General features: G+C 59.1%; 14 protein-coding genes. 9 read left to right on the forward strand and 5 right to left on the reverse strand.

The genetic code is table 11. From position 1 onward, the window contains the following. Window positions 1-9 precede the first annotated feature (9 nt). Window positions 10-1,167, forward strand: a complete 1,158-nt coding sequence (locus PY649_RS14860) for an alkene reductase (protein WP_285869251.1) — start codon at window positions 10-12, stop codon at window positions 1,165-1,167. Between the two features lie 354 nt (window positions 1,168-1,521). Then, window positions 1,522-2,457 (forward strand): NADP-dependent oxidoreductase, encoded by a 936-nt coding sequence (locus PY649_RS14865; RefSeq protein ID WP_432761362.1) that lies wholly within the window; start codon window positions 1,522-1,524, stop codon window positions 2,455-2,457. A gap of 49 nt (window positions 2,458-2,506) precedes the next feature. On the opposite strand, the gene pdxR is transcribed toward PY649_RS14865, so the two are convergent. Continuing rightward, window positions 2,507-3,928 (reverse strand): MocR-like pyridoxine biosynthesis transcription factor PdxR, encoded by a 1,422-nt coding sequence (pdxR, locus tag PY649_RS14870; protein ID WP_285869424.1) that lies wholly within the window; start codon window positions 3,926-3,928, stop codon window positions 2,507-2,509. An 89-nt stretch (window positions 3,929-4,017) separates the two neighbouring features. Between pdxR and PY649_RS14875 the strand changes: the two genes are divergently transcribed. The 3 genes from PY649_RS14875 to PY649_RS14885 are packed head-to-tail and all read left to right on the forward strand — an operon-like array spanning window position 4,018 to window position 5,608. Continuing rightward, complete coding sequence (locus tag PY649_RS14875) at window positions 4,018-4,437, forward strand: cupin domain-containing protein (protein ID WP_285869254.1); 420 nt, start codon at window positions 4,018-4,020, stop codon at window positions 4,435-4,437. Between the two features lie 19 nt (window positions 4,438-4,456). Then, window positions 4,457-4,912 carry a carboxymuconolactone decarboxylase family protein gene (locus tag PY649_RS14880; protein ID WP_285869255.1) on the forward strand — a complete coding sequence of 152 codons (456 nt, stop codon included), beginning with the start codon at window positions 4,457-4,459 and terminating at the stop codon, window positions 4,910-4,912. Window positions 4,913-4,963: 51 nt separating this feature from the next. Continuing rightward, on the forward strand, window positions 4,964-5,608 hold the full coding sequence (locus PY649_RS14885; protein WP_285869257.1) for an HD domain-containing protein: 645 nt from the start codon (window positions 4,964-4,966) through the stop codon (window positions 5,606-5,608). A 71-nt stretch (window positions 5,609-5,679) separates the two neighbouring features. Here PY649_RS14885 and PY649_RS14890 read toward each other — a convergent pair whose 3' ends face one another. Together PY649_RS14890 and PY649_RS14895 are read right to left on the reverse strand one after the other, a co-directional pair. After that, on the reverse strand, window positions 5,680-6,030 hold the full coding sequence (locus tag PY649_RS14890; protein WP_285869258.1) for an ArsR/SmtB family transcription factor: 351 nt from the start codon (window positions 6,028-6,030) through the stop codon (window positions 5,680-5,682). 9 nt (window positions 6,031-6,039) lie between these two features. After that, entirely contained in the window at window positions 6,040-6,534 is a 495-nt protein-coding gene (locus tag PY649_RS14895) for an SRPBCC family protein (protein ID WP_285869260.1), read from the reverse strand. A gap of 450 nt (window positions 6,535-6,984) precedes the next feature. Here PY649_RS14895 and PY649_RS14900 point away from each other — a divergent pair, with 450 nt between their 5' ends. The 4 genes from PY649_RS14900 (at window position 6,985) to PY649_RS14915 (ending at window position 11,895) form a co-directional block, all read left to right on the forward strand. Beyond that, window positions 6,985-8,820 (forward strand): hypothetical protein, encoded by a 1,836-nt coding sequence (locus tag PY649_RS14900; RefSeq protein WP_285869261.1) that lies wholly within the window; start codon window positions 6,985-6,987, stop codon window positions 8,818-8,820. Window positions 8,821-9,007: 187 nt separating this feature from the next. After that, window positions 9,008-9,814 carry an alpha/beta fold hydrolase gene (locus PY649_RS14905; protein ID WP_285869262.1) on the forward strand — a complete coding sequence of 269 codons (807 nt, stop codon included), beginning with the start codon at window positions 9,008-9,010 and terminating at the stop codon, window positions 9,812-9,814. Window positions 9,815-10,048: 234 nt separating this feature from the next. After that, window positions 10,049-11,170, forward strand: coding sequence for an alkene reductase (locus PY649_RS14910; RefSeq protein ID WP_285869263.1), 1,122 nt, complete (start codon window positions 10,049-10,051; stop codon window positions 11,168-11,170). Beyond that, on the forward strand, window positions 11,167-11,895 hold the full coding sequence (locus PY649_RS14915; protein WP_285869264.1) for an SDR family NAD(P)-dependent oxidoreductase: 729 nt from the start codon (window positions 11,167-11,169) through the stop codon (window positions 11,893-11,895). The genes PY649_RS14910 and PY649_RS14915 overlap by 4 nt, the downstream gene beginning before the upstream one ends. 36 nt (window positions 11,896-11,931) lie before the next feature. Here the strand turns inward: PY649_RS14915 and PY649_RS14920 are convergent, their stop codons facing one another. Both PY649_RS14920 and PY649_RS14925 read right to left on the reverse strand, forming a co-directional pair. Next, window positions 11,932-12,960 carry an aldo/keto reductase gene (locus PY649_RS14920; protein ID WP_285869266.1) on the reverse strand — a complete coding sequence of 343 codons (1,029 nt, stop codon included), beginning with the start codon at window positions 12,958-12,960 and terminating at the stop codon, window positions 11,932-11,934. 98 nt (window positions 12,961-13,058) lie between these two features. Then, window positions 13,059-15,224, reverse strand: coding sequence for a mechanosensitive ion channel family protein (locus PY649_RS14925; protein ID WP_285869268.1), 2,166 nt, complete (start codon window positions 15,222-15,224; stop codon window positions 13,059-13,061). Between the last annotated feature and the right edge of the window lie 109 nt (window positions 15,225-15,333).

The raw sequence follows: 15,333 nt of genomic DNA on the forward strand, positions 1-15,333 counted from the left end.
GGAGTATCTATGGTGGGCCTGTTCGAATCTCAATGGCTCGGCGGTACTGTTCCGCTGAAGAACCGCATCGTCATGCCGCCCATGACCCGGACGCGGACATCCGATGGCGACGTCCCCAATGCGTTGATGGCAACCTATTATGGGCAAAGAGCCGGTGCCGGCCTGATCGTCGCCGAGGTAGCCGACGTTGCTCCTTCCAGTAATGGCTATGCCATGACGCCCGGCATCTACACGGAGGCCCAACTGCGTGGCTGGCGTTTGGTGACTGATGAAGTTCATCGCAAAGGCGGCACGATGTTTTCGCAGATGTGGCATGTCGGTAGAATGGCGCATCCCTCGCTCATGCCGAATGGCGAGGCCCCTTGGGGCGTGACCGAGCAGCCGGCCGAGAACTCGGATGTATTTGCCCACGATGCGGACGGCAAGTTGGGCTATATGCGCGCAGGTACGCCAAGGCGCCTCGAAACAGAGGAAGTGTCGGCTCTGGTCGGCACCTTTGCCCAGGCCTTTGCCAATGCGCGTCAGGCCGGTTTCGATGGTGTCGAACTCCATGCCGCCAACGGCTATCTGCTTGAGCAGTTCATGAACTCAGTGCTCAATACGCGCACCGATCGCTACGGAGGCGGCAGCGTGGAAGATCGCACCCGGTTCCTGATGGAGGTGGTGGATGCGGCCGTGCGCGAGCTGGGTCCGGGGCGGGTCGGTGTTCGCCTGTCTCCCTTCGGATATTTCAACTCCATGCCGGTGGACACGCTTGCCGAGGAAACATTGCTTTATGTTTCACAGCAACTCGGACAGCGCGGCGTCGCCTATATCCATCTGGTCTATGAGCTCATGCCTGCAGGAAACATGGAGACCGCGGAGTTCAAGAAGCACCACATCGACCATGCCGTGCTTGCCAAGGTTCGGACCGCCTTTCCCGGCGCGATCATCTGGTGCGGCGGCTTCACCAGCCGCGAGGAAGCTGAGAGCGCACTCGACACCCGGTTGGTTGACCTGATCGCCTTCGGCAGACCCTATATCGCAAACCCGGACCTTGCCGAACGTCTCAAGCACGGCTGGCCGCTAGCCGTAGCGGACCGGTCGACCTATTACACCCGGCGCGGAGAAGTGGGTTACACGGACTTCCCTGCCTATTCGACCGGCAGCGCACGCGGCGCAGCCTGACCGCAACAAAACCAGCAGGTGTCGGTGCCTAGAGCGGGATGCCGAAAAGTGTGCGCGGTTTTCGGGCGACATCCCGCTCTAACTTTTTGATTTAGAGACGGATTCAGATTTCAGGTCGATTCGACCTTCTCTGCCTGTCAAAGGGACCTTTGCCGCATGACCGAGACTTGGGCTCAGTGGTTTGCTCGCCTGGCTGGTACACTCCTTATTCGAGTTTTTGGTGCTTTTTTCAGGCCCAGAATGAGCCATATTCGGCCCATGAGAGGACGTCGATCGACACCATCTCGCAAGGAGCCCAAGATGACCACTGAAAACATTGTCCACGACGCCGTTCGGGACCAAAACAATCTATCCATGATGGCGTGGCGCGTGCATGAGTTCGGCCCTCCGCCCGCAATGACATTCGAGTCCATTTCCCGACCCACTCCCGGCCCCGGTGAAGTCCTGATCAAAGTCCATGCCGCTGGGGTAGGCCCATGGGATGGATGGATCAGGGCAGGAAAAAGTGCCTTGCCGCAGCCACTCCCGCTTACGCTCGGCTCCGACCTGTCCGGGGAGATCGAGGCCCTCGGGCCAGATGTCGCAGACCTAGCCGTTGGAGATCAGGTCTATGGCGTCACGAACCCGCGGTTCATCGGGGCATATGCCGAGTATGCACTGGCATCTGCGGCAATGATCGCGCGCAAGCCAACCTCACTCAACTACATCGACGCGGCCTCCGTTCCTGTCATCGCTGTCACGGCTTGGCAGGGGCTGTTCGATGAGGCCCAGCTCAAGGCTGTCCAGACCGTGCTCATTCATGGGGCGGCCGGCAATGTCGGGGCCTACGCGGTGCAACTCGCCCGACGGGCAGGAATTCAAACCATTGTCACAGCCGCCAAGCAAGACTTTGCCTATCTGCGCGAACTCGGGGCAGACACGCTGGTTGATTATCACACCGAGCGTTTCGAGGACGCGGCCCGAGATGTGGATGCCGTTTTCGATCTCGTCGGCGGTGAAACGCAGCAGCGCTCGTTTCAGGTCCTGAGGCGTGGCGGCAAGCTGACCTCCGCTGTGTCCCAACCGGATCAGGAACTTGCGAAGAGGCATGGGGTCGACGCGGCCTTCTTTCTCGTAAACGTCACAACTCGGTACCTGACGGAGATCGCAGGCCTGATCGACAGCGGTGCGTTGAGAACACGGGTCGGTACTGTCCTCCCCCTTACGGATGCATACGAGGCGCATCTGATGCTTGAGGGCCTACGCCCTACGCCGAAAGGGAAAATCGTTCTCGAAGTCGGAACCAGGTAAAGGATTGGGGGGCCCACCCTCCCCCGCACCTAAACTGCGCGGTTCAGCTTTAAGTTGATCGGGTCAATCGCCGAATTACTTCGAAGAGCCGATCACAGGATCGAGCAAGGTTCTTCGTTGGCGCCGTCGCGACACCAAGCAGAAGCCCGGACTCGGCGCCGGCAGGCGACACATACCAAGCCGAAAGCGGTGACGGAGACATGCCGAACGCCGCGGCTTCGCGGGCGATGGCCAGATCCGATGTTCCGTTGGGCAGCTTCAGCAGCACGGCTAGGCCGGGTGCGGCAATACGATCGGCGCCGACAAATGGTTGAAGGCAATCCAACAGCGCCTGGCGTTTGGCGGCATAGGCGCGCTTTGTGCGCCGGAGATGGCGTATATAGTGACCCTCATGCATGAACCCGGCCGTTGCGAGTTGCACCGCCGGGCCCGGCGGCGGCGCTAGACACGCGGCCACCTCCCCGAACCGAGAGAGCAGCTCGACCGGCGCGATCAGAAAGCCAAGCCGAACAGTCGGGCTGATCGTCTTGCTGAACGAGCCGATGTGAATGACACGTCCGTCCCGGTCCAGCGATGCGAGCGCCGGCGCGGCCCGGCCTGTCAGTTGCAGCTCGCTCAGATAGTCGTCCTCGATCACCCAAACCTCGTTCGCGGCTGCCCATTCGAGCAGGCGAAGACGCCGCTCAAGCGACAAGGTGGGACCGAGCGGCGCCTGCTGACCGGGAGTCACGAGGACAAGCTTGGCATCGGGATGGTGGCGCAGCCCATGGTCGACACCGATACCGTCAACATCGACCGGGATCGGAGCAAGGGACAGGCGGGCTAGCTCAAGTCCCTTTCTGGACCAGGGGAATCCCGGATTCTCGACCCATGCGGCGTGCCCGCCCAGGCCAAGAACGCCGAGCGTCAGGCCCAGCCCTGCGTTGAACCCGCCGGTGATGATAACCTGCGACGGCGAACAATTAATGCCACGGGAGACGGCAAGATAGCCGGCGATTTCCCGCCTCAACTCGATCTCGCCGCGGGGATCGGGATAGAGAGGTGGAGCGCTCGCCTCGGCGCGTACCGCGTGCGCGTGAATGCGCGCGAACAATGTCGCCGGGAAGGTCTCGGTTGCAGGCACGCCCATCTGGAAGAACGCGGGCCCCTGTGTCATCTCCCGATAGATTTCCATGAACGAGCCTGCGTCCGACGGCTGCTCGCTCCTTGCGCTGCCGCGAGGACGTTGGGCGACCCGCGTGCCGGCCGCTCTCGAAGCCTCGATCAACTGTGCGGCCGCCAGCTTCTCATAGGCGGTCCGCACGGTACCGCGCGCGACACCGAGTTGAGCCGCGAGGTCTTGCCATGAGGGTAAGCGCGCACCCGGCTCCAGCACGCCACCCTCGATCGCCGTGGTCACTCCTCTTCGGATCTGCTCCGACAAAGATATCTTGGCCGTGCGATCGAGATTCAGGTTCAGCGGCTTGTTCATGCTGTCATGGTACACGACTTCTTCGCGTACTTGGTACTTTTTTCTGGCCCAATATGAGTCATCTTTGGGTAGACAGAAAGAGGAAGCCCATGAACATCCGTAGTATCGTCGCTGCCACCTGCGCAGCCTTCGCCTTCACGATTGCCGGGTCCGGCTTGGCACATGACAGCCGGGCCGAAACAGTCACGCCGAAGTTCAATCAAGCGATTCCGAACATCCCCGGCAAGTCGCTCGTCGCTCTCGAAGTCGACTATGCACCAGGCGCGGCTTCTCCGCCGCACAGACATGCGAAGTCGGCCTTCATCTACGCCTATGTGATCTCGGGTGAGATCGAGTCGAAGGTGAACAATGGCGAAACCCACATCTACAAGGCCGGCGAGAGCTGGTCCGAACCGCCGGATGCCAGCCACCCGATCAGCCGAAATGCAAGCAAGATCAAGCCGGCGAAGCTACTCGCGGTCTTCGTCGTCGACACCGACGAGAAGGCGCTGACCACTCCTGTCAAATGAAATTGAAGAAGCCAGAACAATGACGAAGAGGCTCAACTACAACCAGATCGCTCCCAACGGAGCCAAGGCGCTCGGCAGCGTCTATGGCTATGTCATGCAGAGCGGTCTGCCTGCCGAACTGGTGGAGCTCGTCTATCTGCGGGTCTCGCAGATCAACAACTGCGCCTATTGTCTCGACATGCACACCCGCGACCTCATCAAGAAGGGAGTGAAAATCGAGAAGCTTGCGTTGGTGCAGGCCTGGGAGGAAGTCGACAATCTCTTCAACGAGACCGAACGCGCCGCGCTTGCCTGGGCCGAGAGCGTGACGCGCGTCGCCGAGACCGGTGTGCCTGATAGCGCATACGAAGCCGCGCGAGCCGTTTTTGACGAGAAGCAACTCGTCGACCTCACGCTCGCGATCAGCCTGATGAACAGCTACAATCGCATGGCCATCAGCTTCCGAAACACGCCGCAGGCCGTCCTTGAAGATTAGGCCGGCGCAGTGCGAACTACGATCAAAAGAAGATGTGATGGAGTAAGGAAAATGGTCATCAATGAGATTGCCGGCGTAAAAATACCCGACAGCAACCTCGCGCGCGAAGTGACCGAGCTCATTCGCGACACCGAGAGCGATTTGCTCTTCCATCACTCGGCTCGCGTCTATTTCTGGGGCGCCTTGGCGGGGAATCGGAAATGCCTGAGCTTCGACCCGGAGCTGCTCTACACGGCCTCCATGTTCCACGACATCGGCCTCACATCGCATTATGAACACAGCCATCACCGCTTCGAAGTGGACGGCGCCAACGCTGCGCGCGATTTTCTGCGGCAGCGCGGGATTTCCGAAAGCGATGTTGAAACGGTCTGGAACGCCGTGGCTCTCCACACGACTCCGGGCATACCGGAATTCATGCGTCCGGAAATCGCGCTGGTGCAGGCGGGAGCCGGCATGGATGTGGCCGGCCGCGGCTACGACCAGTTTACCGAGGCGCAGCGCGAGGCCGTCATCGCCGCCTTTCCCCGAGAAGTCCAGTTCAAGCATGGGATCATCGATGCATTCTATGAGGGCATGAAGCACCGCCCCGACAGTACATTCGGGACATTCAACGACGATGTCCTGGCGTTCAAGGACCCACAGTTTCGGCGGATCGATATGTGCAGCATCATTCTCGCTTCAAGCTGGAAGTGCTGAACCTCACGGGAGCATCTCTGCGCAGACGATCAATGCCGACGATGCGTGAGGTTCGGGACAATACTCCTGCCTCAGGCGTCGTCTTCTACAAACGCCCTCAATAATTCCAACCGTTGGTCCCATTGAGCCGAAATCCAGCCGAGGTAGTCACGCACAGCGACGAGCTGTTGGGCCTGCAGTCGCCACTGCCGGTCCCGTCCTGTTCGGTCGCTCTCGACGAGGCCGACCTCTTCGAGCACCTGCAGATGCTTGGTGACGCCCTGACGGGAGACACCATCGGCACATTGCTTCAACTCAATGGTCGGAAGCGGCCCGTCCTTGCATAGTCGCGCGACTATTGCCAGTCGGACCGGATCACCCAAGGCAGAGAAGATCGGTGCGGCACCCGACAAGTTAACGGCGCTGTCGCCACAGTTCAGCATCGCGGCGCCTCAGGATTGCTCATCAAGAGCAAGATATTTTTCGATCAGTTTGGTCTGATGTGCCCAGCCAGCGTCGTTGCCTTCCCTGGCCTTCGCGCGCCGATCAAGCGGAAGCTGTTCGAAACCCGACTCGGTAATGGTGAGCAAGGTGCCGCCATCGACCATAGCAAGCTCAAATGTCACGAGCGTCATAGGCTCGCTGGAATAGTCCGCGTGGGGATCAGCGGCACCTGGATGCCAGCGGAACGAAAACAGCGTCATCGGCTCGATCCGCTCCACCACCACACGCCAGGGATATCCGACATAAGGTTCCTGTAGCCGGGCAACCTCCGGATCAACCTTTGTCGGCACAATGCGCCCAACCGCCTCCTTTCCGGCAACGAACGGGCCGTCGATCTCAGCCCCGAACCAACTGCCGAAGCACGCCGAATCGCTGATGGCGCGCCACACTCGTTCCTGAGTCGCTTTCAGGACGATCTTCTTTTCAATTCGATCGGAATTCATGAGCAACCTCCTAGTTGCTCGTTTTGTACTCCGCCTGGAATTGACGCGCAACCGTCTTGTTGCGTCTAAAGCTCCTTTTAGTAAAGAATGGCCCACGCCGGCCCGAAAGGACGATCTGATCCAGGCTCTCGGAGTTTCGACCATCGATTTTAAGCTGAAATCCCAGTCCACTTGAAACATTGAGGCTTCCCTCCCAGCGGCTAGCTCGGCTTACCGACGTGCATTTCATCGTTGGCACAAACTAAACATTGCAAAAAAGTATTTTAGTTGTATATTACATATTCCTAATGCAACCGACAACACGGTTCCAGAGTGGAAAAGGGAGGAGCAAATGACAAACAGGTTTCTTTTACATGCCGCTCTAATCGCAGCATTAGTCACCGCCGGCTTATTGGTTGCTCAACCAAATAGTGCCATTGCTCAGTGCAACCCACAGATAAGTAGATGCTGATGTGGGCCGAACTTGCACAAATCTATAGCAACCTCGTGCAATTGGCGAGGAATGGCGATAATTTTGTCATATCGTTCGTGGTCGGCGTAGTTATTATTGCGTTCCATGCGCGAAATAGGTTGCAAATGACTGCACCTCGCGCCGAGGAGTTTGATTTTGTCAGACTTTTAACTTTGCCGGCAATTGTCGGTAAAGATCTCTTCCGAAGATCATACTTAATTTACACCATACTCCTTGTAATCTTATTTTTGTTTCTTTGTCTTTCAAAACCTTTCGTACCCAATTTTATCGGAAACATCCCAGAGTATCAGGGCGGGGCATGGCCGCTGGGCTGTGCACTTTTGGTGGTTGGCCTTCTTCCATCCGTGAAAGGAGTTGACCAAATTGAGGAGATGTTGCGGCGGTTTGCTCTGAGCGCTTCAAACATCCCAGATGAGTTCTTTCGCCGGGCAAAGAGCTTATCTCAAAGTGAGCTGAAGGGTTTTTTGGAGAGAGAGCAAAAATATCAGCCGGAACTAAGCAAATACTGGAAAGTCTATAACCTCGTGACGGCTACGGGGGCGATGCATGAAGATGCCCACAATGCTGCTCGACGTACAGTCGGGAACGAGCTTTTCGGACGATGGACGATTGATGGCGGATCGATATGGTCTCCCGGAGAATATGAGAAGCTCAAAGATGTCTTCGATGTATTGCGTCCAAAAGTAAAAGGCTTAAAGCGGGAGGTTGACGAACTGATCGGCGTGACCTCTTCGTCCAAAACTATTATTTACCTTTTGACAAAGGGCGGCATCCGCTCTTCGCAACCAGTTACTCGCGAACAAGCACAAAGGCTGCTCGAGCTGTCGGCAGAAGTAAGCGTGGAAGGCGCCAATGGCGAACTCACGGCAACCGACCTTGAGGGGTATCTCACTCTTGGAGACCGCTGGCGTGAAAAAAGTGACGAGCTATCAATATCAAATAGACGACTTTGTGCGTTGTTCGCCATCCTTGCGCTGAACGACCGAGCTATGGTGAAGGAATATCTTCGATCGTCGTCCGAAGATAGAGATTCGATTCTTCGAGAGATGTTTGCCTTAGTCAACAAGGTGCGACAATACACTGTCCACCCGGTTTACAATGCTACTCTAGTTGCTGGCGCGGGAGCATTCGTCGTCAGCTTTGTGATCTTTTTCTTGTTCAGGATCACGGCTGACTACATATCCCCTCCCGATCCCGCACGTCTGAAAGCTTTTGAATACGCTTTGTACACAACCGTCGCAATAATGGCATGCTTTACAGCAGCCGGGCTCGCCGCTCTTTTCATTAGGGCATCACGTGTTGAGCAAGGCAAATGGATCTTTTTTGATAGCTTTCTACGATTTCCAATGCTGCAGTATCGAGGTATCGTTGTAGCGGCGACCGTATGCGCCTTTGTTCCATTCGTGATCTCGACCATGGCATACGCGTTCCGAGCGGGGGATATCCACGGGTTTGCGGATCTGACACGATACGGTTCAGCAAGCTTTATTATCTTTTGTATTGCTTGGTGCCTGATTCCAATGACTTTCGCCGTTGGTCTCTGCGTAGTCACCGACGTAATCGATCGACAACATAATTCTCGTTTCACTTTTGTGTCGATTGCGAGTGCCCTGCTTGTTCTTGCAACAGCAGCCATAGTTCACCAGACCTATGCATCCATGAACGAAAGTTATCGAGCAATATTTTGGAACGGTTTGGTTTCAACTGGGTCGTTTGCATCAACTGGACTTCTGATTTTTGGCTATGGTTTGTCCGAAGCTTTACATCAGAATAGCAGCGATAAGCCGTCTGAAACTAGCTTCGCATCATCCTAAACCGTTCACGAGGCCCACAAGGGGCTGGAGGCCGGTGCCGCAGTACGCGGGATCGCCATGCGTGAGACATGCCAGGGATGGCGAGCTTGCCCTGCGCTCATTCTTCCAGCCAAATTATGCCCCACATCCGGCCTTCGAGTCCGGAGGACGATGGGCTATAAGGGCGAAATTTGGAGCGGGGAGCAGCATGGAATTTCAGGACGACAATCTCGAAAAATTTGCCGCGAATGGCGCGGCGCCGCTGCCGGAAACAGATGTCAACGGTTATGTCGAGTATGACGGCGCCCGTATCTGGTATGCCGCCTATGGCTCCGGCATGCCTGTAATCCTGTTGCATGGCGGTCTCGGGAACAGCGGCAATTGGGGATATCAGGTTCCGGCCTTGATCGATGCCGGCTACATGGCTGTCGTCGTCGATAGCCGTGGCCATGGACGCAGCACGCGCGATTCGCGGCCTTACAAATATGAGCTGATGGCATCGGACGTGTTGGCCGTAATGGACAGGCTGCTTATTGAGAAAGCTGCCGTCGTGGGGTGGAGCGACGGGGCATGCACGGGTTTGATCCTGGCCAGGACGAATCCCGAGCGCATAGCGGGCGTTTTCTATTTCGCCTGCAACATGGACCCCAGCGGCGCCAAGGAATTCGCGCCCACGCCGATCATCGATCGCTGCTTTTCCCGGCATGTAAAGGACTACGCCGCCCTGTCGGCGACCCCGGATCAGTTTGATGCCTTCGTTCAGGCGGTCGGCCTGATGCAGCGGACGGAGCCGAACTATTCCACCGCCGATCTCGCCGAGATCAAGGAGCCGGTCGCGATCGTGCACAGCGAGCACGACGAGTTCATCAAACGCGATCATGCGGACCATCTCGCCCGCAGCATCCCCGGCGCTGAACTTGTTCTGCTATCCGGCGTCAGCCATTTCGCGCCCCTGCAGCGGCCGGTGCAATTTAACGATGCGATGCTGACTTTCCTTCGCGGGATTACGGTGTAGCGTCGCGAAGCCACGGGATGGTCGGCCTGAGCTACGAGAAACCCGAACTTCGTTGCTCTGGCACGCACAACGCGGAAATCCTCATCATCCATATGCCGGTTGCGCGGGATTTGGTTGCGCGCGTCCGATTGTTGGAATAAATGACGGACATCATATTATCACTCCCGAGACCGAACCGCCGCTGACCGGCCCTTCCGCCCAGGGAGCAAAATTCGCTCCCGGCAGGAGATTTTCATGACAGCTACTTTATTTTCGCCACTGGCCGTCGGTCCTTACGAGCTGGCACATCGCGTCGTCATGGCGCCGTTGACGCGCATGCGGGCAAGCCAGCCGGGCAACGTGCCTTCCGCGATGAACGTCGAATATTATGCGCAGCGCGCGTCGCGGGGTGGGCTGATTATTTCCGAGGGCGCGCAGATTTCGCCGGCCGGACAGGGCATGCCGGCAACACCGGGCATCCATACGCCGGAGCAGATCGCCGGCTGGAAAGCGGTCACCGACGCGGTTCACGCCAAGCGGGGCCGGATCTTCCTCCAGCTCTGGCATGTCGGTCGCATTTCCCATTCCTCCCATCAGCCTGGCGGCGTCCCACCTTTTGCCCCCTCGGCGATAGCGGCTGCCGGAAATGCTTTTACGGCGTCGTTCGAGCGCGTGCCCTTCGAGACGCCGCAGGCGATCGATACCGATCTGATGCCCCTGCTGATCGAAGTCTACGGACAGGCTGCGGCCAATGCGAAGGAGGCCGGTTTCGACGGCGTCGAAATCCACGGCGCCAACGGCTATCTGATCGAACAATTCCTGCAGGCCCGTTCGAACCGGCGCACCGACCAATATGGCGGATCGATCGAGAACCGGGCGCGCCTGTTGCTCGAAGTGGTCGAAGCGGTGTCTGCCGTGTGGGGTTCGAACCGAGTCGGCGTCCGCCTGTCTCCCTTCGGTATTGCCAACGACAGCGGCGAGGACGATCCGTTGCGCCTCTACGGCCACGTCGTCCGCGAGCTCGACCGGCTGCATCTTGCCTATCTGCACCTGATCGAGCCGCGCGCCAGCGGCGCGGGCCAGGCGGAGGTCGATCACAAGAACGTGCCGTCGGCGGTCGAACTCTTCCGCCCCGCCTGGTCGGGAACCTTGATCGCCGCTGGCAATTTCAGGCCCCAAACCGCCGAGGCCGCCCTCGCCGCCGGCCATGCCGATGCCATCGCGTTCGGGCGCCTGTTCATCGCCAATCCCGACCTGCCGGAACGCATTCGCCGCGGCGCAAGCCTCAATCCCTATCATCGCCCGACCTTTTACGGCGGCGGTACAGAGGGCTATACCGATTACCCGACATTGAATGCCAGGGAGGCAGCGGAATGAGCATGCCAAGCGCCATCATCGTTGGAGTGGGAGCAGAACAAGGTCTCGGCGCGGCGCTCTGCCGGCTGCTGGCCGACAAGGGCTACCACGTCTTCATCGCCAGCCGGACGCTGGAAAAGGTCACCAAGATCGCCGACGCCATCAACGCCTCCGGCGGCAGTGGCGAAGCCATTGAAACAGACGCAACCGACGAGGCCGCGGTGAAGCGGCTCTTCGAGCACGCCTTTGCGCCGCGGGACGAGATCGACCCGCCCGACTTCATCGTCTTCAACGCCGGCATCAACCGTCACGTCGGCTTTCGAGACGTCACCGCCGCCGAATTCGAGGAATTCTGGCGCATCTGCTGCTTCGGCGGCTTCCTTGTCGGGCGGGAGGCGGCCAAGCATCTCGTGCCCCTCGGGCGTGGCACGGTGATCTTTACCGGCGCTTCGGCGAGCCTGCGCGGCAAGGCTGGATTTGCGCAGTTCGCCGCCGCCAAGGCAGGCCTAAGAATGGTTAGCCAGAGCATGGCGCGGGAATTCGGGCCGCTCGGCCTGCATGTCGCCCACACCATCATCGATGGCGGCATCGACGGCGAAAGATTGCGGTCGAGGCGGCCGGACGTGCCGGCCGACGGCCTGCTCAATATCGATGCTATCGCCGAGACCTACTGGCATATCCACCGCCAGCATCCCTCCGCCTGGACCCAGGAGATCGATCTGCGTCCCTACAAGGAAACCTTCTGAGACCGGCGCTTCCCGGCGCCGACCCCAGAAAAATCCTTAGCCGGCGGGAAAAGGATTGCGTTCGGTGAAGCCGCGCTGATGCCAATAGGGATAGGCGGGCGTCTGAGCGCTGGCGGCGTCGAGGCGGGCGACCTGTTCCGCGGTCAGGTTCCAGCCGATGGCGCCGAGATTGTCGCGCAGCTGACCTTCGTCGCGGGCACCCACGATGACGCTCGACACCGTCGGCCGCTGCAGCAGCCAGTTCAATGCCACCTGCGGAATGGTCTTGCCGGTTTCCTTGGCAATCTCGTCAAGCGCATCAACCACGGTGTAGAGATATTCATCATCGACCTGCGGACCGAGGTCCCCCGTCTTGTGCAGGCGGCTAACTTCCGGCAACGGCTGGCCTCGGCGGATCTTGCCGGTCAGACGGCCCCAGCCAAGCGGGCTCCAGACGACGGTGCCGACCCTCTGATCGACGGCAAGCGGCATCAGCTCCCATTCGTAATCGCGGCCGACAAGCGAATAATAGGCTTGATGCGCCACGTAACGCGGCAGATTGTGGCGATCGGCCGCAGCCAGCGACTTCATCAAATGCCATCCGGAGAAATTCGAGCAGCCGACATAACGGATCTTGCCGGCTCGCACGAGATCGTCGAGCGACGACAGCGTTTCTTCGACCGGTGTCATGGCGTCGAAGGCATGCAGCTGGAAGAGATCGATATAGTCGGTCTGCAGCCGCTTCAATGAAGCTTCCACCGACTTTATCAAGTGGAAGCGCGAGGAGCCGACATCGTTCGGCCCATCGCCGAAGCGGAAGGTCGCTTTGGTGGAAATCAGCACCTTGTCGCGACGGCCCTTGATGGCCTCGCCTAATACCTGCTCTGCAACGCCGCCGGAATAGACGTCGGCGCTGTCGAAGAAGTTGAGACCGGCATCGAGGCATATGTCGATCAGGCGGCTTGCCTCACTGACGTCAGTAGCGCCCCAGGCGCCGAAAAACTCGCCTTTGCCGCCAAAGGTGCCGGTACCGAAGCTGAGGATCGGCACGCGAAAACCCGATCCGCCGAGATAGCGATAGTCCATAACATAACCCTCCAAATGAGATGGATGTATCAGAAAATTGCGCGCGGAACGAACCGCACTAGGCGGGGCCGCACTCGTACCTGCATGATGTGTGGCCGCTACCCCGTTTGTTCAACACCTTCGACGCTTGCCACCCGCATCTCGACCACCTGGCGGGCTGCCGCGGCGGCGGCGTCCTTGTCGCTTGCGACCTGCACCGTCGGGACAGCAAAATGGATGTCGTTTTCATCGAAAGCCTGCTTGATCATTGCCAAGGCGTTGCGCCGGATGACGGAGAGTTCGCCGGGCTTGGTGGTGATCGCCAGCCTGATTTCGATCGCAAAATCGCTGAACTGCTCGACACCCTTCATCTTCAGCGTCTGGATGATGTTGGGCGCCAATTCCGGATCGTCGAGCAGTCGTTGGCCGATCTCCTTGATGATCCGCTTGGTCTTCACCAGGTCGGTGTCGTAGGTGACCTTCAAGATGATCTTGTCGATCGCCCAGTCGCGGTTCATGTTGTTGACCGCGCCGAGCGAGCCGAAGGGCACGGTTGCAAGCGGACCGCGCTGATGGCGCAGTTTCACCGAGCGCAGGCTGAAGGATTCCACCACGCCCTTGTGGTTGCCGCTTTCGATATATTCGCCGATGCGGAAAGCATCGTCCCAGAGATAGAAGATGCCGCTCATGACATCCTTGACGATGGTCTGCGCGCCGAAACCAACGGCGACGCCAACCACGCCGGCACCGGCGATCAGCGGCCCGATCTGGATGCCGAGACCCGACAGCACCATCATGACGGCGATGAGGCCGATGACGACGGCAAGGATATTGCGGAAGATCGGCAGCAAGGTGTGCAGCCGGGCACGCTGGGACTTCAACTCCTCGCTGTCACTGTCAAGCGGCATCGACGCCGAGAGTTTGGCATTGATGTAGGTCTTCGAAAGATGCCAGAGCAGATCGGCGGCCAGCAGAATGACGATACCCTCGAGAATGCCGCGAGCGACGCGGTCGATCATGGATTCGGGCGGCCTCATCATCATTGCCGCCTCGACGCCAAGCATCCGGCCGAGCCAGAGGGCAGCCAGCGCGATGATGATCGCACGTACGCCGCGATCCAGAAGCACCCTGGCGACGTTGCCAGCGCCGAGAGCGCCACCGGCCGCATCATGCAGCACCTCCACCGCCCGGGACGATATCGAGAGAGCGCGCGGCAGAAGAACGGCAAAAATGCCGAGCCAGAGCAGACCGTTCAAGCCAATCACCCACAGACACCAAAGCGCGGCGAAATAGATCGTCAGCAGCCAGGAGACGACCTTTCTGCCATGCGCGCCGGGTTGGACAGGGCGTGACCAGACAGCCTCCACGGCGATCAGGAATAGGCCGATGCCGAGCGTATAGCCGATGAGATCGCTGGCGCCATCTGAAAAGCCAAGCGGTATCATGGCTTGCGTCACTGCCCAGCCGCAGGCGAAGTAAATGACGAGCAGGGTGCCGCGCTGATACCAATATTTCGCCACAAGCCGCCGCTCGGCAATGCGGGCAGCGCCGCCGTCCTCATCGAGAATGTCGTTCGCCCGACGCATTGCGGTCAGCTCCAACAGCAATCTGCCGAGCGAGATCGCCAATCGTATGGAGACGAGCGCGATGACGCAGGCGATCGCAAAACTCTCGATGATCGGCGGCCAATCGAAGACAAGAAGCGGAATCAGCGTCGCCACGCCATGAACGATGGCGGGCACGACGCCACCCATGAACTCGAACCGAGCAGCCTGAAGTTCCGTCTCGACGCCGGCCGCCCTCTCGGTATGCTGCATGTGTTTGATATTGATCAGGCGCGCGACCACCAATTCAGCCAGGAGGCCAAAGAAAAACAGCACCAGCGCCTGGATGCCGATGCGGAGCCGGCCTGCCGCCGCACCTTCTTGTCCAAGTTTCTGAGAAGCCGTCATCACCTCGGACGGCAAGGTCATCGCGGCGCCCGAGACTGTCTCCAAATGCCGTCGGGTGTGGCCAAGCGTGTCCGACAACTCCGACATCTCGCCGCCGCTCGTGCCGGGACTGCCTGCGGAAACGGGCGGAGTATTCACCTGCGACTGAAGCCATTGCTTGACGTCAGGCTCGTTCATCAGCCGAATGAGTTCCCGGACCTTTTCCGGCGGTGGCGCAGCAACGGCCGATGGTGGCGCAGCACTTTGCGCGAGAGCCGCAGTCGGTACGGCAAATGCAAAAAGACATAGAAGCAGCGCCTGGATCGACCGCCTGCCACCCTTAACGACACCCATATGTCCTGCCCTTCTCGAAATCGGCCGATCAGCCCGCTTTTGCAGACTAGCCCATCAGTCCGCCTTTGCAGATTATACGTCTGTTTAGTGGGAACAAGCAGGTACTTCT

The sequence above is a fragment of the Rhizobium mayense genome (genome assembly GCF_030272705.1).
Taxonomy (GTDB): Bacteria; Pseudomonadota; Alphaproteobacteria; order Rhizobiales; family Rhizobiaceae; genus Rhizobium; species Rhizobium mayense.